The sequence below is a fragment of the Enterobacter sp. AC1 genome (assembly GCF_050434705.1).
Lineage (GTDB): Bacteria > Pseudomonadota > Gammaproteobacteria > Enterobacterales > Enterobacteriaceae > Enterobacter > Enterobacter cloacae_L.
Genome location: NZ_JBNDIZ010000009.1, coordinates 75,424 through 98,722, shown reverse-complemented (window position 1 = coordinate 98,722; position 23,299 = coordinate 75,424). Strand labels below are relative to the sequence as shown.

The 23,299-nt window shown below is 53.6% G+C and carries 22 protein-coding genes; 16 read left to right on the top strand and 6 right to left on the bottom strand.

Features of this window, described 5'->3' with window-relative positions; translation table 11 throughout:
- Positions 1 to 233: 233 nt before the first annotated feature.
- Both mrcB and hrpB read right to left on the bottom strand, forming a co-directional pair.
- Complete coding sequence (mrcB, locus tag M2433_RS20815; RefSeq protein ID WP_134349695.1) at positions 234 to 2,759, bottom strand: bifunctional glycosyl transferase/transpeptidase; 2,526 nt, start codon at positions 2,757 to 2,759, stop codon at positions 234 to 236.
- 152 nt (positions 2,760 to 2,911) lie between these two features.
- Positions 2,912 to 5,341, bottom strand: a complete 2,430-nt coding sequence (gene hrpB / locus M2433_RS20810; RefSeq protein WP_429057326.1) for an ATP-dependent helicase HrpB — start codon at positions 5,339 to 5,341, stop codon at positions 2,912 to 2,914.
- Between the two features lie 73 nt (positions 5,342 to 5,414).
- On the opposite strand from hrpB, the gene thpR reads away from it, so the two are divergent.
- The 16 genes from thpR to M2433_RS20730 all read left to right on the top strand — a co-directional run bounded on the left by thpR (position 5,415) and on the right by M2433_RS20730 (position 19,728).
- Positions 5,415 to 5,969: an RNA 2',3'-cyclic phosphodiesterase gene (gene thpR / locus M2433_RS20805; RefSeq protein ID WP_429057324.1), complete on the top strand. Its 555-nt coding sequence runs from the start codon at positions 5,415 to 5,417 to the stop codon at positions 5,967 to 5,969.
- The gene (sfsA, locus tag M2433_RS20800; RefSeq protein ID WP_063957494.1) at positions 5,959 to 6,663 is read left to right on the top strand and encodes a DNA/RNA nuclease SfsA; all 705 of its coding nucleotides are present in this window, start codon (positions 5,959 to 5,961) and stop codon (positions 6,661 to 6,663) included. Before thpR ends, sfsA begins: the two co-directional genes overlap by 11 nt.
- Before the next feature lie 176 nt (positions 6,664 to 6,839).
- Complete coding sequence (gene dksA / locus M2433_RS20795) at positions 6,840 to 7,295, top strand: RNA polymerase-binding protein DksA (RefSeq protein ID WP_003829221.1); 456 nt, start codon at positions 6,840 to 6,842, stop codon at positions 7,293 to 7,295.
- Between the two features lie 59 nt (positions 7,296 to 7,354).
- Positions 7,355 to 8,245, top strand: coding sequence for a tRNA glutamyl-Q(34) synthetase GluQRS (gene gluQRS / locus M2433_RS20790; protein ID WP_429057322.1), 891 nt, complete (start codon positions 7,355 to 7,357; stop codon positions 8,243 to 8,245).
- A 42-nt stretch (positions 8,246 to 8,287) separates the two neighbouring features.
- Complete coding sequence (gene pcnB, locus M2433_RS20785) at positions 8,288 to 9,685, top strand: polynucleotide adenylyltransferase PcnB (protein WP_429057392.1); 1,398 nt, start codon at positions 8,288 to 8,290, stop codon at positions 9,683 to 9,685.
- Positions 9,682 to 10,161 (top strand): 2-amino-4-hydroxy-6-hydroxymethyldihydropteridine diphosphokinase, encoded by a 480-nt coding sequence (folK, locus tag M2433_RS20780; RefSeq protein WP_429057320.1) that lies wholly within the window; start codon positions 9,682 to 9,684, stop codon positions 10,159 to 10,161. Before pcnB ends, folK begins: the two co-directional genes overlap by 4 nt.
- A 123-nt stretch (positions 10,162 to 10,284) precedes the next feature.
- Positions 10,285 to 11,076: a 3-methyl-2-oxobutanoate hydroxymethyltransferase gene (gene panB / locus M2433_RS20775; protein WP_059311950.1), complete on the top strand. Its 792-nt coding sequence runs from the start codon at positions 10,285 to 10,287 to the stop codon at positions 11,074 to 11,076.
- Positions 11,077 to 11,087: 11 nt separating this feature from the next.
- Entirely contained in the window at positions 11,088 to 11,939 is an 852-nt protein-coding gene (panC, locus tag M2433_RS20770; protein WP_047346387.1) for a pantoate--beta-alanine ligase, read from the top strand.
- A 31-nt stretch (positions 11,940 to 11,970) separates the two neighbouring features.
- A complete protein-coding gene (panD, locus tag M2433_RS20765; RefSeq protein WP_047346386.1) occupies positions 11,971 to 12,351 on the top strand; it encodes an aspartate 1-decarboxylase in 381 nt (126 codons plus the stop codon).
- A gap of 419 nt (positions 12,352 to 12,770) precedes the next feature.
- Positions 12,771 to 13,358 (top strand): fimbrial protein, encoded by a 588-nt coding sequence (locus M2433_RS20760; RefSeq protein ID WP_429057317.1) that lies wholly within the window; start codon positions 12,771 to 12,773, stop codon positions 13,356 to 13,358.
- A 60-nt stretch (positions 13,359 to 13,418) separates the two neighbouring features.
- The gene (locus M2433_RS20755; RefSeq protein ID WP_429057315.1) at positions 13,419 to 14,156 is read left to right on the top strand and encodes a fimbrial chaperone; all 738 of its coding nucleotides are present in this window, start codon (positions 13,419 to 13,421) and stop codon (positions 14,154 to 14,156) included.
- A gap of 65 nt (positions 14,157 to 14,221) precedes the next feature.
- Positions 14,222 to 16,801 (top strand): outer membrane usher protein, encoded by a 2,580-nt coding sequence (locus tag M2433_RS20750; RefSeq protein ID WP_429057313.1) that lies wholly within the window; start codon positions 14,222 to 14,224, stop codon positions 16,799 to 16,801.
- Positions 16,802 to 16,814: 13 nt separating this feature from the next.
- Positions 16,815 to 17,393, top strand: a complete 579-nt coding sequence (locus tag M2433_RS20745) for a fimbrial protein (RefSeq protein ID WP_429057310.1) — start codon at positions 16,815 to 16,817, stop codon at positions 17,391 to 17,393.
- 24 nt (positions 17,394 to 17,417) lie between these two features.
- A complete protein-coding gene (locus M2433_RS20740) occupies positions 17,418 to 17,975 on the top strand; it encodes a fimbrial protein (protein ID WP_429057308.1) in 558 nt (185 codons plus the stop codon).
- Positions 17,975 to 18,622 carry a fimbrial-like protein gene (locus tag M2433_RS20735; protein ID WP_429057306.1) on the top strand — a complete coding sequence of 216 codons (648 nt, stop codon included), beginning with the start codon at positions 17,975 to 17,977 and terminating at the stop codon, positions 18,620 to 18,622. Before M2433_RS20740 ends, M2433_RS20735 begins: the two co-directional genes overlap by 1 nt.
- 32 nt (positions 18,623 to 18,654) lie before the next feature.
- On the top strand, positions 18,655 to 19,728 hold the full coding sequence (locus tag M2433_RS20730; RefSeq protein WP_429057304.1) for a fimbrial protein StkG: 1,074 nt from the start codon (positions 18,655 to 18,657) through the stop codon (positions 19,726 to 19,728).
- 1 nt (position 19,729) lies between these two features.
- Here M2433_RS20730 and M2433_RS20725 read toward each other — a convergent pair whose 3' ends face one another.
- From M2433_RS20725 to M2433_RS20710, 4 genes are all read right to left on the bottom strand, one after another.
- Positions 19,730 to 20,977, bottom strand: coding sequence for a polysaccharide deacetylase family protein (locus tag M2433_RS20725; protein ID WP_429057302.1), 1,248 nt, complete (start codon positions 20,975 to 20,977; stop codon positions 19,730 to 19,732).
- Between the two features lie 62 nt (positions 20,978 to 21,039).
- Positions 21,040 to 21,480: a PTS sugar transporter subunit IIA gene (locus M2433_RS20720; protein WP_429057301.1), complete on the bottom strand. Its 441-nt coding sequence runs from the start codon at positions 21,478 to 21,480 to the stop codon at positions 21,040 to 21,042.
- A 105-nt stretch (positions 21,481 to 21,585) separates the two neighbouring features.
- Positions 21,586 to 22,356 (bottom strand): ABC transporter permease, encoded by a 771-nt coding sequence (locus M2433_RS20715; RefSeq protein ID WP_023334536.1) that lies wholly within the window; start codon positions 22,354 to 22,356, stop codon positions 21,586 to 21,588.
- On the bottom strand, positions 22,353 to 23,279 hold the full coding sequence (locus M2433_RS20710) for an ABC transporter ATP-binding protein (RefSeq protein ID WP_159515530.1): 927 nt from the start codon (positions 23,277 to 23,279) through the stop codon (positions 22,353 to 22,355). Before M2433_RS20710 ends, M2433_RS20715 begins: the two co-directional genes overlap by 4 nt.
- Positions 23,280 to 23,299 lie beyond the last annotated feature (20 nt).

Sequence of the window (23,299 nt, the reverse complement as noted above, 5' to 3'; positions counted from 1 at the left end):
TGAATCTCTGATGTGAAAGTGAATGATAACGTAAACGAGAATTATTATTATGAGCGCCAGAATAATATGCGAAACGCTGGTTGCATAGCAAGCAGTAAGCGCCCCTACGAGAATTAAGGGTTTAAGAAATAGACAAGAGAAAACGAAGGGTTAATCAGAGTTAAAGCGAGGGTTAACAAAATGGGTTTTACGGGTAAAAAAAGCCCCCTTCCTGGGAAGAGGGCTTTAAAAGTTTAGTTACCGCCGAACATGTCTTTAATCCAGCCCGCGACACCGTCGCTGTCTTTCTTCTCATTCTGCTGCTGCGGCTGTTGCTGCTGCGGCTGCTGTGGCTGAGAAGACTGGTCGAACGGGTTACCCGTTGGCTGTTCTGGCTGACTTTGCTGGCACAGCGAGTCCGGATTTGCGGTCCAGACAGGCAGGGTTCGCATCCCGCCCCCGCAGACAAAGTTGCCGGAACTGTCCACGCCCATATCGACGATGTCTTCCGGCGCAACCAGATTCAGCGGCACAGGGGACTGATTCGCCAGATAGCGCTGGTAAATCGACATCGCCCCGCTCGCACCGTACAGCTTGGTCGGCTGGTTGTTGTCGCGGCCTACCCAGGTGATCACCACTTCACGGCCATCGATACCGGCGAACCAGGTATCGACGTTGTTGTTGGTGGTCCCGGTTTTGCCCGCCAGATGCAGACCCGGATACTTCGCCCCCAGCTGACGTCCGGTACCGCGCTGCACAACCTGCTGCATCGTCCACAGCGTCATATAAGCTGCCTGAGCAGGAACGGCACGTTCTGCCTGCGGGAAGCTCTGATACAGCACGGAGCCATCTTCGGCAATCACCGAACGCAGGGCAGACAGCGGCGCGCGGTTGCCCCCGCTGGCAATGGTCTGGAACGCCTGCGCCACTTCGATCGGCGTCAGGTTAAGCGCACCGAGAATCATTGCGGGCACCGGATGCAGCTGATCTTTCGACACGCCGAGTTTCTGCCAGGTGTCGACAATGGCCGGCAGGCCCAGCGACATCCCCAGGTTAACCGTTGGCACGTTCATAGAGCGCGTTAAAGCATCCACCAGCATCACCTGGCCGCTGAACTGTTTATCATCGTTCTGCGGTGACCAGACCTGGCCGTTAGGCTGACGAAGGGAGATAGGCGCATCCGCAATCCAGGTATTCAGGCGATACTGATTTGGCTGGCTCAGCGCTGTGAGATAGGTCGCAGGTTTTGCCAGAGAACCGATCGAGCGACGCGCCTGCATGGCACGGTTGTAGCCCGCAAACTGCGGCTCGGCACCGCCCACCATCGCGCGAACTTCGCCGGTGTTACGGTCAACCACCACCATCGCGGTTTCCAGATCGCTCAGCTTACGCTGTTTCTTCAGCGCCGGAATGCCTTCCACAGCCGCTTTTTCTGCCGCATCCTGCGCTACGGAGTCAAAGGTGGTGAAGATCTTCACGCCGGAGAGATCTTTGACCTTATCACCGAGCTTGCTCTGCAGCTCCTGACGCACCAGTTGCATAAACGCAGGCTGAGGCGAAATCACGCCACCGCGCGGCTGCACGCCGAGTGGGCGCGCGCTCAGCATGTCGTACAGCTCCTGGTCAATCACCTGCTGTTGTTGCAGCAGGCGCAGCACCAGGTTACGACGCTCAAGCGCCAGCTTCGGGTTACGCCACGGGTTATAAATGGACGCACCTTTCACCATACCCACCAGCAGTGCCTGCTGGTCGAGGCTCAGTTCTTCCACCGGACGGCCAAAGTAGTACAGGCTCGCCAACGGGAAGCCGCGGATTTCGTTATCGCCGCTCTGACCGAGGTACACCTCGTTCATATACAGCTCAAGGATACGATCCTTGCTGTAACGCGCATCCATCAGCACGGCCATGTAGGCTTCGTTAGCTTTACGCCAGTAAGAACGCTCGCTGGAGAGGAACAGGTTCTTCACCAGCTGCTGAGTCAGCGTACTCGCGCCCTGCACGGTACGGCCCGCAGTGAGGTTAGCCAGTACCGCACGACCAATCGAGTAGAGGCTGATGCCATCGTGCTCGTAGAAGTGGCGGTCTTCAGTTGCCAACAGGGTGTCCACCAGCAGGTCCGGGAAACCGTTACGCGCAACGAACAGGCGCTGTTCGCCGTTTGCCGAGGAGAGCATGGTGATCAGACGGGGATCGAGACGGAAGAAACCGAACTGACGGTTGTTATCCATGTTCTCAATAATATCCAGACGATCGCCATCAAAGGTAAGACGCGCACGCACCTGCCCCTCTTTGCTGTCCGGGAAATCAAACGGACGGCGGATCATCTCAATGCTATTTGCCTGCACGGTAAATTCGCCAGGGCGCGTCATTTTAGACACCTGACGATACTGGGTGGCTTCCAGCAGCTTCACCATCTCGTTCTTACTGATGGACATATCTGGCTCAAGGTTCACCATACGGCCATACACTGCCGCAGGTAGCTGCCAGACTTTACCGTCGATACGGCTGCGGATCTTCTGATCCAGATACACGCCGTAAATCGCCATCAGCACAACAAAAACAATAAACAGCTTCAGCAGCAGCCAGAACCAGCCGCGTTTGCCCCGAGGCTTACGCCCTTTGCCTTTCCCTTTACGCGGCATCGGTTCTTCATCCTCATAATCGTCTTCATAGTCATCGTCATAGTCCTCATCTCTGAGGCGACGACGGCTTACCTTTTCTTTCGCCGGACGCGTTGGTTTTCCCTTACGTCCTATTGGCTCGCGGTCATTCCCCGCCATGCTTTTTCTCCGCAACTTTCAGGCGCAAAGGCCCGATTCTCTTTTCTTCCACCGATCAGTGAAAGAAGAAATCTCTCAAAATCTCTTTCTCCCTCTCCCTGTGGGAGAGGGCCGGGGTGAGGGCATCAGGCCGCACTCCCCTCTTTCGCGCATTACGAATACTTCTTCGTCCGCCGCGTCGGGGCCGTATTCGCCGGATCGTCCGGCCAGACGTGTTTGGGATAGCGCCCCTTCATCTCTTTTTGTACCTCACGGTAGCTCCCCGCCCAGAACGCTCCCAGATCGCGGGTGATCTGCAGCGGACGATGCGCAGGCGACAAGAGCTCAAGCACCATCGGAACGCGCCCTTCGGCGATAGACGGCGTGGTCGCCTCCCCAAACATCTCCTGCATCCGTACCGCCAGCGCCGGCGGATTATCCTCGTGATAACGAACGGCAATCCGGCTTCCGGTCGGCACAGTGTAATGCTCTGGCAGTTCACTATCCAGACGTTGACGTAATGACCAGTCGAGTAAATTCTGTAACGCGACCTTAACATCAAGCGCTTTCAGCGCCCGAAGCGAATGAACGCCCTGCATTTGCGGCAGTAACCAGCGCTCCAGAGAGCCCAGCAATGTCTCATCATCCACAGCAGGCCAGGCATACTCTGGCAGCCAGCGCGCGGCGCAATGCAGGCGAATACGGTACTGTTCCGCCTCTGGCGACCAGTTCAGCACGCCGAGCCCTTTTTCCCGGATACCGTTCAGCATGGCCTGGTGCAGCTCTTCTTCCGAGGGTTTTGCCAGCGGCTTCGTCCCGAGGGTCAGTTTACCTATCTGGCGACGACGAAATGCCTTCAGCGTCCCCTGGGCATCATCCCACTCGACGATATCGGACTGCTGGATCAGCTGAGGGCACGCGTGCGTCAGGGCGTCAATATCCACGGCAATCGCCTGCAAAATACGGGCATCCGGGGAGTGACTCCCCTGCAGCAAGAGCGGCGCAATCAGCCACTCGTGACGCGTCAGGGCGTCATCGCTGTCCAGCATCGCCCCCATGCCGTTTGCCAGCTGATAGCGTCCGTCCAGCCCGCGCCGACGCGCAATCCGGTCCGGAAACGCCTGCGCCAGCAGCCGTGGGATACTCTCACTGTCTGGCACGCCGCCGCGGCTGTTAAGCCGCTTACACAGCTGCTGCGCCCGCTGTTGCCAGTTCCCCTGACTGCGCGAAAAAGCCTGAGCCAGATCGCTACTGCCTCCGCGCGGCGGCTCCTCAAGGATAGCTGCCAGTTTCGCGGCCGTAGCAATTTCATCGTCTCCCTGCGCAGCCACCAGCATGGCGGCCAGACGAGGCTCGTTCCCCAGCGCGGCCATTTTTTGCCCGCGGGAGGACAACCGCTCGCCGTCAAGCGCGCCGAGCTGGGTCAGCAAAGCGCGCGCCGCGGCAAGGTTCACGCCGGAAGGAGGGTTAAGCCAGGTCAGCTGGGCGGGTTCCGGGCAGCCCCACTGCAGCAGTTCCATCACCAGGCCGGACAAATCGCTTTGTAAAATTTCCGGCGTGCTTTGCTGCGCCGCGCGTTCAGCCTGCTCCGCGCTGGTCAAATGCAGACAAATACCTGGCTCAAGGCGTCCCGCACGGCCCGCGCGCTGCACCATCGACGCCTGGCTAATGCGTTGCGTCAGGAGTTTCGTCAGCCCGGTACGCGGGTCAAAGCTTGCCACCCTCTCCTGCGCGCTATCCACCACCAGACGAATGCCTTCGATGGTCAAGCTGGTTTCAGCAATATTGGTTGCCAGCACCACCTTGCGCTGTCCCGCAGGCGCGGGAAGGATCGCTTTACGCTGCTCGGCCAGCGACAGCGCACCGTAGAGCGGGCAAAGCAGCACGTCGCGGCCTACGCGGGAGGCCAGCAGCTCCTGCACGCGCTGGATCTCGCCCACGCCGGGTAAGAACAGCAGCAGCGAACCGGGTTCCTGACGCAGCAGCTCTGCGGTTGCAATGGCCACGGCCTCATCAAAACGCTGATGAGCCGGCAGCGGCTGGTAACGCCGCTCGACCGGGAACGCGCGCCCCTCCGAGCTCATTACCGGTGCGTGCGGTAACGCCTGCTGCAGCCGCTCGTTATCCAGCGTAGCCGACATGATGAGCAGCCGAAGATCGTCGCGCAGCCCCTGCTGCACGTCCAGTAAGAGCGCCAGGGCCAGATCCGCCTGCAGGCTGCGCTCGTGGAATTCATCCAGGATCACCAGCCCGACGCCGGTCAGCTCCGGATCGTTTTGCAGCATGCGGGTGAGGATCCCCTCGGTCACTACCTCAAGCCGCGTGGAAGGCCCCACGCAGGTTTCCGCGCGCATGCGGTATCCCACCGTCTCCCCCGGTTTTTCGTCCAGCAGTTCCGCCAGGCGCTGCGCCACGTTGCGCGCGGCCAGCCTGCGCGGCTCCAGCAGGATAATTTTTCCGCTGATATTGCCATCTTTCAGAATCTGTAGCGGCAGCCAGGTAGATTTACCGGCCCCCGTGGGGGCGTTTAGCAAAACCTGCGGGGCATGACGTAAGGCAGCAAGAAGCTCAGGAAGGACGACGGCGACCGGCAATGAGGACACTAACAGCTCCAGAGGGTTAACATTAGTCGGCGTACATTGTAGCATCGGCGCATATCATTACCGAGTCCCCCGTATGCCTGAGTCGAAACGGCTGTTTTTTGCCATTGAATTGCCCACCACCATACAGCGTCAAATTGTTCGCTGGCGTGCTGAACACTTCCCGCCGGAAGCTGGCCGTCCCGTTGCGGCCGCTAACCTGCACCTGACGCTGGCCTTTTTGGGCGACGTCAGCGCCGAAAAACAGCGTGCACTGGCCGCTATGGCGGGGCGGATTTCCCAGCCGGAATTTACGCTGCACCTCGACGACGCGGGTCAGTGGCTGCGTTCGCGCGTAATCTGGCTGGGGACCCGCCGGCCGCCGCGCGGACTATTGCAGCTGGCGAACATGCTGCGCGCGCAGGCGGCACGCAGCGGCTGTTATCAGAGCCCGCAGCCGTTTCATCCGCATATCACGCTGCTGCGCGATGCCGGTCAGGCCGTTGCCATCCCGCCCCCGGGTTTTCACTGGGCTTTTCCGGTCAATGAATTCGCGCTTTACGAATCCGTCTTTGCACAGGGACGCACCCGCTATACGCCGCTCCAGCGCTGGACGCTGGGCAACACCGAAAGGAATTCTGATGAAGTTTGATCCTCCCCTGCAGCACGCCACGCTGATCCAACGCTACAAACGCTTCCTTGCCGACGTGATCACGCCCGAAGGCGTACCGCTCACCCTGCACTGCCCCAACACGGGAGCCATGACGGGGTGTGCGACGCCGGGCGACAGAGTCTGGTATTCCACTTCAGAAAATACTAAACGCAAATATGCGCATACCTGGGAAATGACCGAAACGCAAAACGGGGCATTTATTTGCGTTAACACCCTGCGCGCGAATCAATTAGTTAAGGAAGCCCTGTCCTTGGGTACCCTTCCCGAACTGGTGGGATATGGCACGCATAAAAGCGAAGTGAAGTATGGCGATGAAGGCAGCAGAATTGACTTCATGTTACAGGCGGAAGACAGGCCTGAGTGCTATATTGAAGTAAAATCAGTGACGTTAGCGGAACAGGAAAATGGCTACTTCCCGGATGCGGTAACGCTACGTGGCCAGAAGCATCTGCGAGAGCTAATGAGTGTTGCGGCGGCGGGCAAACGCGCCGTATTGCTGTTTGCAGTATTGCATTCAGCCATTGAACGGTTCTCGCCTGCCCGCCATATTGATCCTAAATACGCGCAATTGTTGAATGAGGCACAAAAGCAGGGGGTGGAGGTTTTAGCTTATAAAGCGGAACTTTCTGCCGATAATATGACTCTGAGATCCTCTCTTCCCATTGTCTTATAAGGGATTAGACGATTGATGATTAAGTGTTCTGGCCGCGGGCGCAAATACGCTTTTCCTCACAGGCTTGTCAAGTGTTACGTTTAGATAATTGCCATACGGAAAAGCATCTGCTATTTATAGCGACCTGATTTTTCCCCCAACACGGGGATCGATAGTGCGTGTTAAGGAGAAGCAACATGCAAGAAGGGCAAAACCGTAAAACATCGTCCCTGAGTATTCTCGCCATCGCTGGGGTGGAGCCGTATCAAGAGAAGCCGGGCGAAGAGTATATGAACGAAGCCCAGCTGTCGCACTTCAGGCGTATTCTTGAAGCATGGCGTAATCAACTCAGGGATGAAGTCGATCGCACCGTTACTCATATGCAGGATGAAGCTGCTAACTTCCCGGATCCGGTAGACCGTGCCGCTCAGGAAGAAGAGTTCAGCCTCGAACTGCGTAACCGTGACCGCGAACGCAAACTGATCAAAAAAATCGAGAAAACGCTGAAAAAAGTCGAAGACGAAGATTTTGGCTACTGCGAATCCTGCGGTGTTGAAATTGGTATTCGTCGCCTGGAAGCGCGTCCAACCGCCGATCTGTGCATCGACTGTAAAACGCTGGCCGAAATCCGCGAAAAACAGATGGCCGGTTAACACCAGCGCTGTTTACACACTCCAAAGGCGGGAGTCTCTCCCGCCTTGTTACTGTTGATATGTCTGAATCACACTATATTGGGCGCTTCGCGCCATCTCCCTCCGGTGAATTACACTTCGGCTCATTAATTGCCGCGCTCGGCAGCTACCTGCAGGCTCGCGCCAGCCAGGGCAAATGGCTCGTTCGCATTGAAGATATTGACCCTCCGCGTGAAGTTCCCGGTGCAGCAGAATCCATTCTGCGTCAGCTGGAACATTACGGTCTTCACTGGGATGACGAGGTTCTCTGGCAGTCAAAACGTCACGACGCTTATCGGGAACGCCTGGCCTGGCTTAGCGCTCAGGGGCTTTCCTACAACTGCACCTGCACCCGCGCGCGTATCCAGAGCGTGGGAGGGGTCTATGACGGTCACTGCCGCACGCTTAATCTTCCCCCGGATAATGCCGCAGTACGCATCAAGCAGCGCGCCCCGGTGACGCGCTTTAACGATTTACTCTCCGGTGAAATCCTTGCCGATGAGCGTCTTGCACGCGAGGATTTTATTATTCACCGCCGTGACGGTCTGTTTGCCTACAACCTGGCCGTGGTGGTGGACGATCATTTTCAGGGCGTAACGGAAATCGTGCGCGGGGCGGACCTGGTTGAGCCTACCGTGCGACAAATCTCGCTTTATCACCAGTTTGGCTGGGCGGCACCGGACTACATTCATCTGCCGCTGGCGGTCAACGAGCAGGGCTATAAGCTGTCGAAGCAGAATCACGCCCCGGCCCTGCCAGAGGGCGATCCGCGCCCTGTTTTGATCGACGCGCTGCGATTTCTCAACCAGAATGTAACCAACGAATGGCAGGATCTGCGTATTGACGAACTGCTGAAAATGGCAACGGCTCACTGGACGCTCACAGCCGTGCCAAAAATCCAGCATTCTCAAATGCGTTGCGCTGAGCTATGATTAGCCGCTTTTTTCATAACAAAACACACTACGAGGTGTACCATTTTTACCCGAGTCGCTAATTTTTGCCGTAAAGTGCTAAGCCGCGAAGAGAGCATGGTGAACGATGCTATTGCACAGCCACACATGTCGGTTATTCCGCGTGAGCAGCACACGATTTCCCGCAAAGATATCAGTGAAAATGCCCTCAAGGTGCTCTATCGTCTGAATAAAGCGGGCTACGAGGCCTATCTCGTGGGCGGTGGAGTACGTGATTTACTGCTGGGCAAAAAACCGAAAGATTTCGACGTGACGACCAGCGCCACGCCCGATCAGGTGCGCAAATTATTCCGCAACTGCCGTCTTGTTGGTCGCCGTTTCCGCCTGGCTCACGTGATGTTTGGACCGGAAATTATCGAAGTGGCGACCTTCCGCGGCCACCACGAAGCGGGCGCATCCGATCGCACCACGTCACAGCGCGGCCAGAACGGTATGCTGCTGCGAGATAATATCTTCGGCTCTATTGAAGAAGATGCCCAGCGTCGCGACTTCACCATCAACAGCCTTTATTACAGCGTGGCGGATTTCACCGTGCGCGATTATGTCGGCGGCATGCAGGACCTGAAAGAGGGTCTGATCCGCCTGATTGGCACGCCGGAAACACGCTACCGTGAAGATCCCGTGCGTATGCTGCGCGCCGTGCGTTTCGCCGCCAAGCTGAATATGCGCATCAGCCCGGAAACGGCAGAGCCGATTCCGCGTCTGGCAACGCTTATCAACGACGTGCCGCCTGCCCGCCTGTTTGAAGAGGCGCTGAAGCTGCTGCAGGCCGGCCACGGCTTTGAAACCTATAATCTGCTGCGTGAATACAACCTGTTCCAGCCGCTGTTCCCGACCATTACCCGCTACTTCACCGAAAGCGGTGACAGCCCAATGGAGCGGATGATTGCGCAGGTGCTGAAAAATACCGATACCCGTATTCGCAACGACATGCGCGTGAACCCGGCGTTCCTGTTTGCGGCAATGTTCTGGTATCCGCTGCTGGAAACGGCCCAGCGAATTACCCAGGAGAGCGGGCTCGCCTATTATGATGCCTTTGCGCTAGCCGCAAACGACGTTCTGGACGAAGGATGCCGGACGCTGGCGATCCCGAAACGAATTACCACGCTGGTGCGCGATATCTGGCAGCTTCAGCTGCGCATGTCCCGTCGCCAGGGCAAGCGCGCCTGGAAGCTGATGGAGCATCCGAAGTTCCGCGCCGCATTCGACCTGCTGTCGCTGCGTGCTGAAATTGAAAGGAACCAGGAGCTGCAGCGTCTGACGCAGTGGTGGGCCGAATTCCAGGTTTCCGCCCCCCCAGAGCAGAAAGATATGCTTACCGGTCTGGATGAAGAGCCGGAACCGCGTCGCCGCCATCGTCGTCCGCGCAAACGCGCGCCGCGTCGTGAAGGTACCGCATGACCCTCGCGTATATCGCCATCGGCAGCAATTTAGCCTCTCCGCTGGAGCAGGTGAATGCTGCCGTTCAGGCACTGGGTGAGATCCCCCAGTGCCGGGTCGTCGCGGTCTCCTCTTTCTACCGCACGCCGCCGCTGGGTCCACAGGATCAGCCTGATTATCTCAATGCCGCCGTGGTGCTGGAAACCGCTCTGGATGCCGAAACGCTGCTGGACAATACCCAGCGTATCGAACTGCAGCAGGGCCGCGTACGCAAAGCCGAACGCTGGGGACCGCGCACGCTGGACCTTGACATTATGCTGTTCGGTCACGAGACCATTACCACTGAACGGCTCACCGTTCCGCATTACGACATGAAAAATCGCGGTTTTATGCTCTGGCCGCTGTTTGAAGTCGCCCCCGATCTCACCTTCCCGGACGGCATTCCGCTCAGGGATATTCTGGACAAACTCGACGCGGAAAAACCCGCTCGCTGGTAAGCCAGATCCCCTGCCCATTAGCCATAAAATAATTGTGGCTAATAGACTATCTAAAATCATTGTTCCCTCGAATGTTACTGTTAGAATGCGCAAAGATTCGCTTTTGGGCTATCAGGAAACAGTATGAAACCAACCACCATCTCCTTACTGCAGAAATGCAAACAGGAAAAAAAACGCTTCGCCACCATCACCGCGTATGACTACAGCTTCGCCAAACTCTTTGCCGAAGAGGGTATCAACGTCATGCTGGTCGGTGATTCGTTAGGGATGACGGTACAAGGACATGATTCCACCCTCCCGGTCACGGTTGAGGATATCGCTTACCATACCCGCGCCGTGCGCCGCGGCGCGCCTGCCTGCCTGCTGCTCTCCGATCTGCCGTTTATGGCCTACGCCACGCCAGAGCAGGCCTTCGACAATGCGGCAGCCGTCATGCGCGCCGGGGCCAACATGGTCAAAATCGAAGGCGGAGCCTGGCTGGTTGAGACGGTGAAAATGCTCACCGAGCGCGCCGTGCCGGTGTGCGGCCATTTGGGCCTGACGCCGCAGTCCGTCAACATCTTTGGCGGGTATAAGGTGCAGGGGCGCGGTGACGCTGCCCAGACGCTGTTTGATGATGCCCTGGCGCTGGAAGCCGCAGGCGCGCAGCTGCTGGTGCTGGAGTGCGTTCCGGTTGAACTGGCGAAACGCATCACCGACGCGCTGTCGATTCCGGTGATTGGCATTGGTGCTGGCAACGTGACCGACGGCCAGATTCTGGTGATGCACGATGCCTTTGGCATCACCGGCGGCCATATCCCGAAATTCGCCAAAAATTTCCTTACTGAAGCGGGCGACATGCGCGCCGCGGTCAGGCAGTATATTGCCGACGTCGAATCCGGTGTTTACCCGGGTGAAGAACACAGTTTCCATTAAGGAGTCTCGTTGTGCTTATCATTGAAACCCTGCCGCTGCTTCGCCAGCATATCCGTCGCGCGCGTCAGGAAGGTAAACGTATTGCACTCGTCCCCACCATGGGCAACCTGCATGACGGCCATATGAAGCTGGTCGACGAAGCGAAAGCCCGTGCGGATATCGTGGTGGTCAGTATCTTCGTTAACCCCATGCAGTTTGACCGCGCCGATGACCTGGCGCGCTATCCGCGCACCCTGCAGGAAGATTGCGAGAAGCTGAAAAAACGCCATGCGGACATCGTCTTCTCTCCGGCACCGGCGGACGTGTATCCTCAGGGGACGGAAGAGGCAACCTACGTTGACGTACCGGGCATCTCCACCATGCTCGAAGGCGCCAGCCGCCCGGGCCACTTCCGTGGCGTTTCCACCATCGTCAGCAAGTTGTTCAACCTGGTACAGCCGGACGTCGCGTGCTTTGGTGAGAAAGATTTCCAGCAGTTGGCGCTGATCCGCAAGATGGTGGCGGATATGGGTTACGATATTGAGATCGTCGGCGTACCGATCGTACGCGCAAAAGACGGTCTGGCGCTCAGCTCCCGTAATGGCTATCTGACCGCCGACCAGCGTAAAATCGCCCCCGGCTTAAGCAAGGTCATGAATACGATGGCGGAACAGCTTCTTGCCAAAGAGCTGACCGCCGAAGAGATCGTCGCCCTCGCCGAACAGGCGCTGAACGATAAAGGCCTTCGCGCTGACGACGTACAAATTCGTGATGCTGATACGCTGCTGGAATTGACTGAATCCAGCAAACGCGCAGTGATCCTGGTAGCGGCATGGCTTGGCCAGGCTCGTCTGATTGATAATAAAGTGGTTGAGCTGGCGTAGTTCTCGCCTCTGAAAATTAAAGGTAAACGTAATGATTCGCAAAATGCTGCAAGGTAAGCTTCACCGTGTGAAAGTCACCCAGGCCGACCTGCACTATGAAGGCTCCTGCGCCATCGATCAGGATTTCCTTGATGCTGCGGGCATCCTTGAAAACGAAGCGATTGATATCTGGAACGTCAACAACGGCAAACGTTTCTCCACTTACGCTATCGCCGCAGAACGCGGGTCTAAAATCATCTCCGTTAACGGCGCGGCTGCACACTGCGCGGACGTGGGCGACATTGTGATTATCGCCAGCTTCGTGATGATGTCTGATGACGAAGCGCGCCGCTGGCAGCCTAAAGTCGCTTACTTTGAAGGCGACAACGACATGAAACGTACCGCGAAAGCCATTCCGGTGCAGGTTGCCTGATAGCGCTAAGGAGCAGATGCGTTAAGCATCTGCTCCTTTTTCTTAGCTAATATTCCATCCATAATACTCCTCATCGAAATTAATAGCCGAAAATAGATCTCTCGTTTATTGGCTGGTTATTCATCTTTAATTATCTTTGTTCATTCACCTTTCAAACATATTCTCTCGATCGATAGATTGCGGCAAAAGATCTTTCTGATTTATTAATAACTCAATTCACACTTCATACATCACAATAAAATAATTGAGAAAAATAAAACACGCCGTAACTTTCAAGATCAATTTCAACAACTTATCTAACTTTCAATTCTTCTAATAACGAGTTTTAGCAATTCTAAATATCCAATCCACTAATGCATATTTATTATCATTTTGCTTAAATTCAAAATGCAAAATGGCTTTTAAAGGGAATTTGAATCATGTTAAAAAAAACGTTGTTAGCTTCAGTTGTAACTTTGTCAGTGATGGGCTCCTTATCTGCCTTTGCTGACACAGATCTGGGCCTGATCACTTTTGATGGTGCAGTAACAGATACGACGTGTAATATTTCCACCTCAAATGGTGAATCACAAAACAATATTACTATCACCCTACCGGTTGTTAAAAAATCAGAGGTTGAATCTACAACCATCGATACTGGCGTTGGCTCTAAGAATTTCGAATTACTACTGACGAATTGTCCTGATACGCTCAAGAATGCTTCAGCGAGCTTTATGTCAAAAAACATGGGGGCAATTGCAAACGGTACCATTGAACCTGACGCTGGCGTAGCTGGCTCAGCAACAAACGTTGCGTTAGCCCTCTTCAACAATGCCCCAACCGTCTCTTCACGCATTATGGTGGGCCAGCCTGACAACAATACCCAGAAAGCCGATCTGAAATCAGGTTCCGGCAAGCTGTTCTATCGCGTTGCTTATGTCCAAGGCTCAAATTGGGTGAAAGACACCAGCCCCGTTCAGTCAGGTAAGGTTAGCGCTAACGCCTACTTCACGATGAGCTACGAATAATATCTTCCGAACTAAACAATGTGCCTTCGGGCACATTTTTCGTATCACAAGAGATTAAGTATGTACGCACTGAATATTAAAAGAGGGTTACAAGCATTGCTACTGGCATCGGTAAGCGCATTTGCGTTGGAGGCCAATGCAGATATTGTCATTTCGGGCACCCGCGTGATTTATCCTGCCTCAGCGAAAGATGTAACGGTAACAATGGATAACCGCGGTACCCGGCCATTACTGGTGCAAACCTGGCTGGATGATGGACGAGATTCGACGAATCCGCAGGAGCTGAAGCTACCTTTTATTGTTACCCCACCCGTTTCACGCGTGGAATCGAAAAAAGGCCAAACGGTGAGAATCACCTGGCTTGGTACGGCATTGCCGCAGGATAAGGAATCGCTGTTCTGGTTTAACGTTCTTGAAGTCCCTCCTAAGGCCAGCGAGAGCGACAGCCAAAGCATGCTTCAGCTTGCTTTTCGTACCCGCATTAAGCTTTTTTTCCGTCCGACAGGGTTGAAAGGAGAGCCGACGGAAGCGGCCAAAAATCTTAAATGGACACAAAACCAGCAAGGACAGAAGAGCGTCTTAACCGCGAAAAATGATTCACCTTATTATGTTTCACTGGCAAGTGCGGCAATCATTTCAGGTGGAAAAACTTACGATATTGAAACGCATTATATTGAACCATTTTCCAGCCAGGCGATGAATGTGAAAAATTACGCCCCCGTAAAAAATAGCAAAATCATCTGGAGTGCAATTAATGATTTCGGTGGCATTGATAAGTATGAATACGTACAAAATTGATTCCCTGGGTTCATTATCTCATTAATGAGAATTGTAATAATCAAGCTTCTGGAACTGAGTTCATTATGCACTTTAGACGTTCGCTAATATGTTTATCGATAAGTGCGGTATTGCCGCTATGTGCATTTGCTGCCGAAAATGGGACAGAAGAAAATGTGCAGTTTAATGACCAGTTTCTTTATAACACAGGCAGTACTATTGACGTCAGTCGCTTTTCACAAGGCAACCCCGTCATTGCCGGAACCTATAAAGTAAAAGTAAATATAAACGGTAAACCCTCTGTAAGCACCGAAGTACTCTTCGAAGAAAATGGGACACCGCGCGCTACACCGTGTATTACACGCAAATTACTTACCCAGACTGGAGTCACAATCGAACAGATTGAGAATCCTGAAGATGAGTCAGCAGCAACCTGTGTCCCTATGGCTGGCACCTATCCTGGCTCGCGCGTTGCGTACGATCCTTCCACACAAGAGTTGGATCTTTCTATTCCCCAGGCTTTTTTCATTCAACGCCCTGCCGGGTACGTCGACCCTTCACTTTGGGAAGAAGGTATCCCTGCGGCAATGCTTTCCTGGGATCTCAACGCCTGGCATACGGACAGTTCCGGAAGCAGTGCTGATACGGCATATGCAGGCTTACGCTACGGGGCTAATCTGGGGTTATGGCGCCTTCGAGCGAGAGGTAACCTGAACTGGGATCAGGATTCTGGCACGCATTACACCAGCCAGGATATTTATGTTCAACGTGACGTCACCCCGCTTAAAGCGCAGTTTATCGCGGGAGATTCTTATACCCGCGGCGATGCATTTGATTCGATTAGCCTGAGAGGCGCGCGCTTATACAACGACGATCGAATGCTTCCTAACGGCGTATCCACCTACGCGCCAGTCATTCGGGGCGTGGCGAACAGTAACGCCAAAGTCACAATTAGCCAAAGCGGAAGTACCATTTATGAAACCTCCGTTCCGCCAGGCCCTTTTGAAATCACCGATTTGAGCACGACTGGCTACGGCAGCGATCTCATCGTGACGGTAGAAGAATCGGATGGCAGCAAACGCTCTTTCTCCGTGTCATATTCATCCGTGGCGCAAATGCTTCGCCCCGGATACTCGCGGTGGGATGTGGGTATAGGTGTACTTCGCGATGACAGCCTTCGCGACAAACCTCAAGTCGGCTATGCGACGGGCTACTATGGCTTAACCAATGCATTTACCGGTTACACGGGTCTGGAATATACCGATACCGATTTTTACGCCGCATTGTTAGGTATTGCGATGAATACCCCCATCGGCGCGGTCGCTTTCGATGTTACCCACTCTGATGCCCGCATTGAGGGTTTACGCAATCTCAAGGGTGAAAGCTATCGGGTTTCCTACAGCAAGCTGATGGAAGAGACGAATACGTCTTTCAACGTTGCGGCATACCGTTTTTCGACATCTGACTATCTCAGCCTCAGCGATGCCGCCTCACTTAGTAATGAGATTAAATACCGGGACAGAGAGCGAAACCCTGCACGCGGTAACAGCGAGGTGTATCAGACCTTCCAGCGAATGAAAAATCAGATTCAGGTGAATATCAGCCAGCCGCTGAAAATTGCCGGGCGTGATTTAGGATCGCTTTACGTTAACACGACCTGGCAGGACTACTGGAATGATAACGGCTCATCGGCGCAGTATTCAGTCGGCCACAGTAACTCCTTGAGCTGGGGAAGCTACAGCCTCTCTTTGCAGCGTACCTACGATGAATTCGGTGAGAAGGAAGATAGCATCTACTTAAGCCTGAATATCCCGTTTGACTCATTAATGGGTAACGGGAAACGTGCAGCAGGCTTTTCGTCGATCAATATGGGTGTCGGGAGCGATCGTAACGGTAGCAGCAGCTTTAACACCAGTGCCAATGGCAATACTGAAGATAATCGCTTTAGTTACAGCCTTACCGAAAGCACTACGCACAGTGATGACTCAGTAAACCAGATCAGTGGCTACGGCAGTTACAACAGCCCGCACGGGCCGTTAAGTCTTTCCGCCTCCGCGTCAGATGATGGCACTCAACAATACTCAGCAAGCTATAGCGGCGGGATGGTATTGCATGCTGGCGGCATCACACTCGCACCCGGCAGCATCAGCGAAAGCGACACCCTTGCACTGATAAAAGCCGAGGGCGCAGAAGGTGCCCGCGTATCGATTGGTAATGGAGAAATAGGATCTTCGGGCTACGCCATCATGCCTTATCTGTCTGCCTATCGTGAAAATAACGTAAGCCTTGATATCAGCAATATGCAGGCCGACGTTGAAATGAAAAACACCCAGTCTATGACCATTCCACGCAGCGGTGCCGTTGTGCTGGTTAACTTTGAGACCGACCAGGGCCGCTCGGTATTAATGGAACTGACGCGTGACGATAGCGGGTTTATTCCGCTCGGTGCAGATGTTCAAACCGAGAAAGGCGTATCCGTGGGTAGCGTAGGCCAGGCGGGACAAGCCTGGATTCGCGGGATTGACGATAAAGGAATGTTAAAAATCGTCTGGGGAAGCGGGCCCGGATCATCCTGTACCGTCTCCTATCTGATCCCACCTGATGCGAAAAAGATTGGACCGACAACGCTGCTGACAGGCCAGGCCTGCCATATCTCAGCATTATAAAGGGAGTTAAAACATGCTTTTTGAAGCGGGTAAAAAAATAGGGTTGCTTATTCTGGGCTCAGGTCTAATGGCACTGTCCCTGATATCGCATGCAGATAATCTCGATATTACGTTTACCGCGAATATCCGTGACACCACCTGCGATATGGAGATTGAAGGAGGCAGCGGCGACGGGACAAGCAACGTTATCCCAATTGGTACCAGCGGTAAGGTACGGCTGGATTACATCATTCTCAAAAATGCAAAAGCCACAACCAGTTTTAAACTCAAAATGGTGTCTTGCCCGTCAAGTCTCGCATCGCTGAAAACAACCATTAGCGGTAATGCCAGCCCTGTCCCCACGGCCATTGATAACTCGCTCTCCGGTGACGGTAGTGCGGAGAATATTGGTGTGGCCATTTCCCGGACAGCCACTCCGGACGCACCGTTCACCATAAACTCAACCACCGATGCCCTGCGCCTCAATTGGTCAAGCGGAGAGATAAGCTCAGGAGAAGTTTCACTTCTGGCGACGCTGGTTGAAACCGCAAGCGGAAAAGGCACAACCGGCAACTTTAGCGGTATCGCTACATTTAATTTTACCTATGAATAACCGGCAGTAATACGGAGCGTTGAAATGAAAGTGAAAATGACACTATTAGTACTTGCGATTACTGCCCAACTACCTTCCGTCGCGTTAAGCGCCATTACGGGTACGACGAGCGTTCAGGCAACCTTTACCTCCGCTATTGAGGCGGGTACCTGTAACGCGGAAATTCAGAATGCCAGCGGGGCTCCTATTAGCATTTTACCGTTTGGCGACGTGTTTAAGTCTGACCTGGTTAGCCAGAACCGGGAAGAAGCGTTCAAAATCGCCTTCACCAACTGTGCCGGCGTAAAAAGTGCCACCATCCAGACCACGCCAGGTGCAGGGGGATCGTGTACCGGTGATGACAAAAGTGGCAGCTCTTTTGCAGGTGGCCACAACGTAGGTTTTGAAATCTGGAAAGGAACCGTTGCATCAGGCTCACTAATGAACTGCTTCGCGTCACCATCCCCTATGCTCAACCTGTCTAACGGAGCGGGTGATTTTGAAATGGATGCCCGTATAGTCATCGCAAAAGGGAAAACTATTTCTGACGTGACGACAGGCTCCGTCAGTGCACCGGTTACGTTTATCGTGACTTACCAATAATGTTTTTTCAGACAGGCATATTATTCAGGATGTCTCAGTCCCACTTTTATTTGAAAAACGCCGTCTCGGCTCTGCCCGCTTGTCTAATGATCTGCGGAATGTTTCCCGCAGTGGGGCAAGCATCGAATATGGAAATGGATATGACGGCAAACATCATCAACAACACCTGTCAGATCGCTATTCCTGAAAATGGAAAGGTATCGCTGCCGACCGTTGGAAAGTCGTGGTTTTATTCGTCAGATGGCAGTGACCGCCTTAAGCCTGCCGATCCCGCAGGGGGAACGCACTTTGCGGTACAGGTCGTTGATTGTAATGGTGATGATTCCGGCTCCGGACAGGCGCTGCACTTCACCTTTAAACCGCAGACAGCCCAACCAGATCACATCTCAAAACAGATATTCGATAACGATACGCCCGTCCTCGCTGGCGGCGCTGAAAACGTGGGTATTGTTATTTTTTCAGAATCCAATAATCAAAATGTACTTGATAGCAATGGTGAGTCTGATGTGGCAATTAAAATCGCTTCGCCATCAGATCAACAAAGCTATCTGAAGGAGTATGCCTTTTACGCCCGCTATCAAAATTACGGCAAGGTCAGTGCAGGAAAAGTGACGGCGCATGCACTGGTCAGCGTGATTTATAAATGATTTAACGTGGCTACTGTAACAAGGAAAGTATGATGTCTTGTAATAAAAAAATGCTGATGCGTATCGTTCATCATTTATCACTATTTATTATAATGATATTAAATAGTGCAAATAACTATGCTGCAACAGAATGCAAATTTGAAAGTGGCGCGACACTTTCTATTGGCAGAACGAGTGGCTTGACACAAACGTTGCAACCATTGGATGCAGTCAGTGCGCCAACACAAATAAGCCAGCAGGTTAATCTCAACCTCAGTCCATCATTAAGAAGTAAATGCTCCGTTGGGAATGACGGAGAGAATGTGTATACATTGACCCAATCTGGTATTTACATTGGAAGCATCGGCTCCACAGCTCTCTTTGCAACAAATGTCACCGGTATTGCATATTCCCTTGCCATCAGGACCCTGGATAATGCCGTGGTCGCTTTTTTTACCTCGCCAGTAGGTAGCTGGATAAAATCGGTTGACACCCAAGATAGAGAAAGCCTTGTCGAAGATAAAAACTGGTCAGCAGCAGCCATATTTTATCAACTTCCAAGCTATGCAGGTATCCCAGCAGATGTAACATCTATCACGCCTGTTGGAGGGACATTTGGTAAAGTAATACTTGGAAACCCAAGTGAACAGAGTGAAACTGACCATCCTCGCCCAACCGTGACAATTACCAATAACGCATTCTTCATACCAGTGGAAAAACCCACTTGCACATTAACAGCACCAAAAACCGTTAATCTGGGGGAATACGATGTTTCAGATATTGAGAATGATACTACGCTAAGTGTTTCATTCGGAATCAACGGAAATTGCACCAATACGCGTAAAATCACCATGAAGTTAACCACCAGCAAGACCACCGGAAGCGACGGCTCATTACTCGCTAACACAGCCTCATCTAATGCTGCAAAAGGCGTAGGTGCCCTCATTAAGTGGCCGAACAACACCCAGATCATGCCAAACTCAACCAGCAGCTATAGCGTTGAGCAAGGTACAACTATTGCCTTATTCAGCGCATCATTAACCGCTCGCCTGGTGAAATCTGACACAGAAAAAGTCACCTCAGGCCAGTTCAGCGCCATCGGCACCCTGCAGTTTACCTACGAGTAATTTACCCCTGCGGCTGATTACTGATCAGCCGCGACATCGTCTCCAGCGAATCCGTTCTTAAGATATACAGACGTTTCAGTAAGAACGGATTATCCCCCGGCTTAACCTTTCCTTTTACCGTTGTCACCGCCAGGTGAAAACCGGCATCGTTCGCTGCTTTTATCGCTTTGCTGTCGTAGCCGCCAAAGGGGTAAGAGAGATACAGCACGCGCGGATTAAACTGCGCCAGCCCCCGGCGAGAACGTTCAAAATCGAAGAGGATCACGTGGTAGCTGCGGCTCAGTAAAATCGGATGTTTGTTGCCATCGACGCGGTGCAGGAAGTGCGTGTGGGACTGGATATCAAACACGTCCTGAATGCCCTTCAGCTCCTGAACGCTCATAAACTGCAGCGATTTAGGATCCCACTTCTGTGGATGCCGCTTAATACGGGACGAGATAATAAACGCCGTGGCGTTAAAGCCGTACTCTTTCAGGATCGGATACGCATAGCGGCTTACCGATTTCAGACCGTCATCAAAGGTGATCGCCACCGATTTGGCCGGCAAATTCAGTTTATTGCGCACGTATCCTTCCAGCTGATACATCGTCAGGGTGGTATACCCCTGATCGCGCAGCCAGGCCATCTGGTTGTTGAACGCACGCACGCTCGTCGTGGTGGAGGTATGTCGAAAACGGGTGTTCTCTTCATCGCGCAGAATATGATGGTAGGTCAGGACCGGGATGCCGTTATCTTCCTGGGCATCCAGGCTACTCACCCACGCCAGGCGGTTACCGATGCGGATCTGGAACCAGGTCTGATTCAGACGGTCTTTAAGTTTGTTCAGGATCGGATAGCGAAGATTCGCGCTTAAAGTGCCGAACGGTGCACTTCCGCTGGAAGGCGCGTTATACACCGGCGTGTCTTTCCAGGTAATGAGGTTCTGATTGCTCAGGGGTTTATTGAGATCCCCAAGGCTGTCCTCGACGCGCTGTTTCCCCTGAACCGGCTCCAGGTGTCCCTTGTCGATAAAGCCCGTACCAAAACCGAAGCGAAATTCGTAGTAGTCCGCCGCCGCGGGCACAACCGCCAGGATCTGCCCGGCGCGCACGTTGCCAACGTTGATCACACTGTTCCCCACCTGCGCCCAGATAACCGCATCTTCGGTGGTTTGCATATACTGGGCGGGCAGCGTTTGCTGACTAAGTAAACTGGCTAAGCTGACGCCGGAAGTGAGCATCAAAAGCAAGAAAAGAATACGCGGTAACATGGTGTCTTAATCGGTGCGGGAAACTGCCGCTATTGTAACAAATGAGACATCAATACCAATGTTTAATTCTTATACAAGTCATGGAGCAGGACAAAGGGAGGATTTTTTTGCTGCTGATGCCATAAGCTGCTGACGCCCGGAACGCCCTGCGCCACAAGAACATTGCGAAACTCAGCGCTGCTTAATGATTCACGCTGTGGATACATTAACGCCAGCAGAGCGAAGTTAATGCCCGAGATCACTTCACAGCACGCATGCTTATGGCTCAGCAACGCGGCTGAACGGTAAGGTGCCGCGCCTGATTTATCGGTAAGAAAAATAACGCCATCACCCGTGTCAGTCTCATGCAGGGCATCGCACATCATTCGGCTCAGCATGTTGGTGCTCAACCCGCGCCAGTAATTTACCGCCCGGCATTGCACCAGCGGGCCAAATCTGGCTTCAAGCTTGTCCAGCATATCCTGCGCGTGTTCATCGTGGCAGGTGATAACCCATCCCAGCATAATCCTCTCCTTAGCAGGCAAGTAGTTTAGCGGAGTGAAGGTTAGCTTTCGGTGATAACTATCAAAGAAACGTGCCCGGCAAACAGAATGTCGCCGGGCAGAAGGTTAGCTGCGCAGACCGCGCCCGCGCTGGATCAGATACCAGCACAGCAGGTAGAAAGCGATGATAAACACCACCAGCACCGCCACCGTGGTAAACAGCGGCACGTCGGTAATCCCGAGGAAGCCAAAGCGGAAACCGCTGATCATGTAGACAATCGGGTTCAGGTGCGACAGCGCCTGCCAGAATGGCGGCAGCAGCGTCAGGGAGTAGAACACCCCACCGAGATAGGTCAGCGGCGTCAGCACGAAGGTCGGGATGAGGCTAATATCGTCAAACGTTTTGGCGAATACGGCGTTCAGCAGTCCAGCCAGCGAGAACAGGATTGCCGTCAGGAGCAGCGTCAGCGCGACAAACAGCCACGAGTGCACCTGGAACGGGACAAAGAACAGCGAAATCGCCGTAACCAGGATCCCCACGCACAGCCCGCGCGCCACGCCACCGCCGACATAACCAGCAATAATGACGTGCGTCGGCACAGGCGCGACCAGCAGCTCTTCAATATTGCGCTGAAACTTGGCGCTAAAGAATGACGACGCCACGTTGGCATAGGCGTTGGTGATCACCGCCATCATGATCAGGCCCGGCACGATGAACTGCATATAGGTAAAGCCGTGCATTTCACCAATCCGGGAACCAATCAGGTTACCGAAGATGATGAAGTAGAGCGTCATCGTGATAACCGGCGGCACCAGGGTTTGCACCCAGATACGCATAAAACGGTTTATCTCTTTTGCCCAGATACTTTTCAGCGCGACCCAGTAAAGATGCGTCATGCCTTGTCTCCTTGTTTATCGTGCACCAGAGAGACAAACAGCTCTTCCAGTCGGTTCGCTTTGTTACGCATACTTAATACCTGAATACCCTGCGCGCTCAGCTGCGAGAACACGCTGTTAATCCCCTGCTCGCGCAGCACTTCCACTTCCAGCGTCGAGGTATCGACGAGACGATACTGGTACCCTTCGAGCTTCGGTAGCGGGCTTTTTGCCGCCAGATCGAGAATGAAGGTTTCTGATTTCAGCTTCGAGAGCAGATTCTTCATTGAGGTGTTTTCCACCAGCTCGCCGTGCTGAATGATGCCGATATTGCGGCACAGCATTTCAGCCTCTTCAAGATAGTGGGTGGTCAGAATAATGGTGGTGCCTTTGTCGTTGAGGTCTTTCAGGAAGCCCCACATGGAACGACGCAGTTCGATATCCACGCCTGCCGTCGGTTCATCGAGGATCAGCAGTTTTGGCTCGTGCATCAGCGCACGGGCAATCATCAGGCGGCGCTTCATCCCGCCGGACAACATGCGCGCGCGCTCGTTGCGCTTTTCCCACAGATCGAGCTGTTTGAGGTACTTTTCGCTACGCTCCAGAGCCTCTTTACGCTCAACGCCATAATAACCCGCCTGGTTAACGACAATTTGCTGCACCGTCTCGAACGGGTTGAAGTTGAACTCCTGCGGTACCAGCCCCAGCTGGCGCTTGGCGTTCACCACATCTTTTTGGAGGTCGTATCCAAAGACGCTTACCCTGCCGGACGTTTTATTAACCAGCGAGCTGATAATACCAATGGTGGTCGATTTCCCCGCCCCGTTCGGCCCCAGAAGCGCATAAAAATCGCCGGCCTCTACTTTAAGATCTATCCCGCGTAGCGCCTGAACGCCGCCCGGATAGGTTTTTTTAAGCTGCTCAAGCTCCAGTGCAATTGCCATGAAATTCACTTACCTTCAGT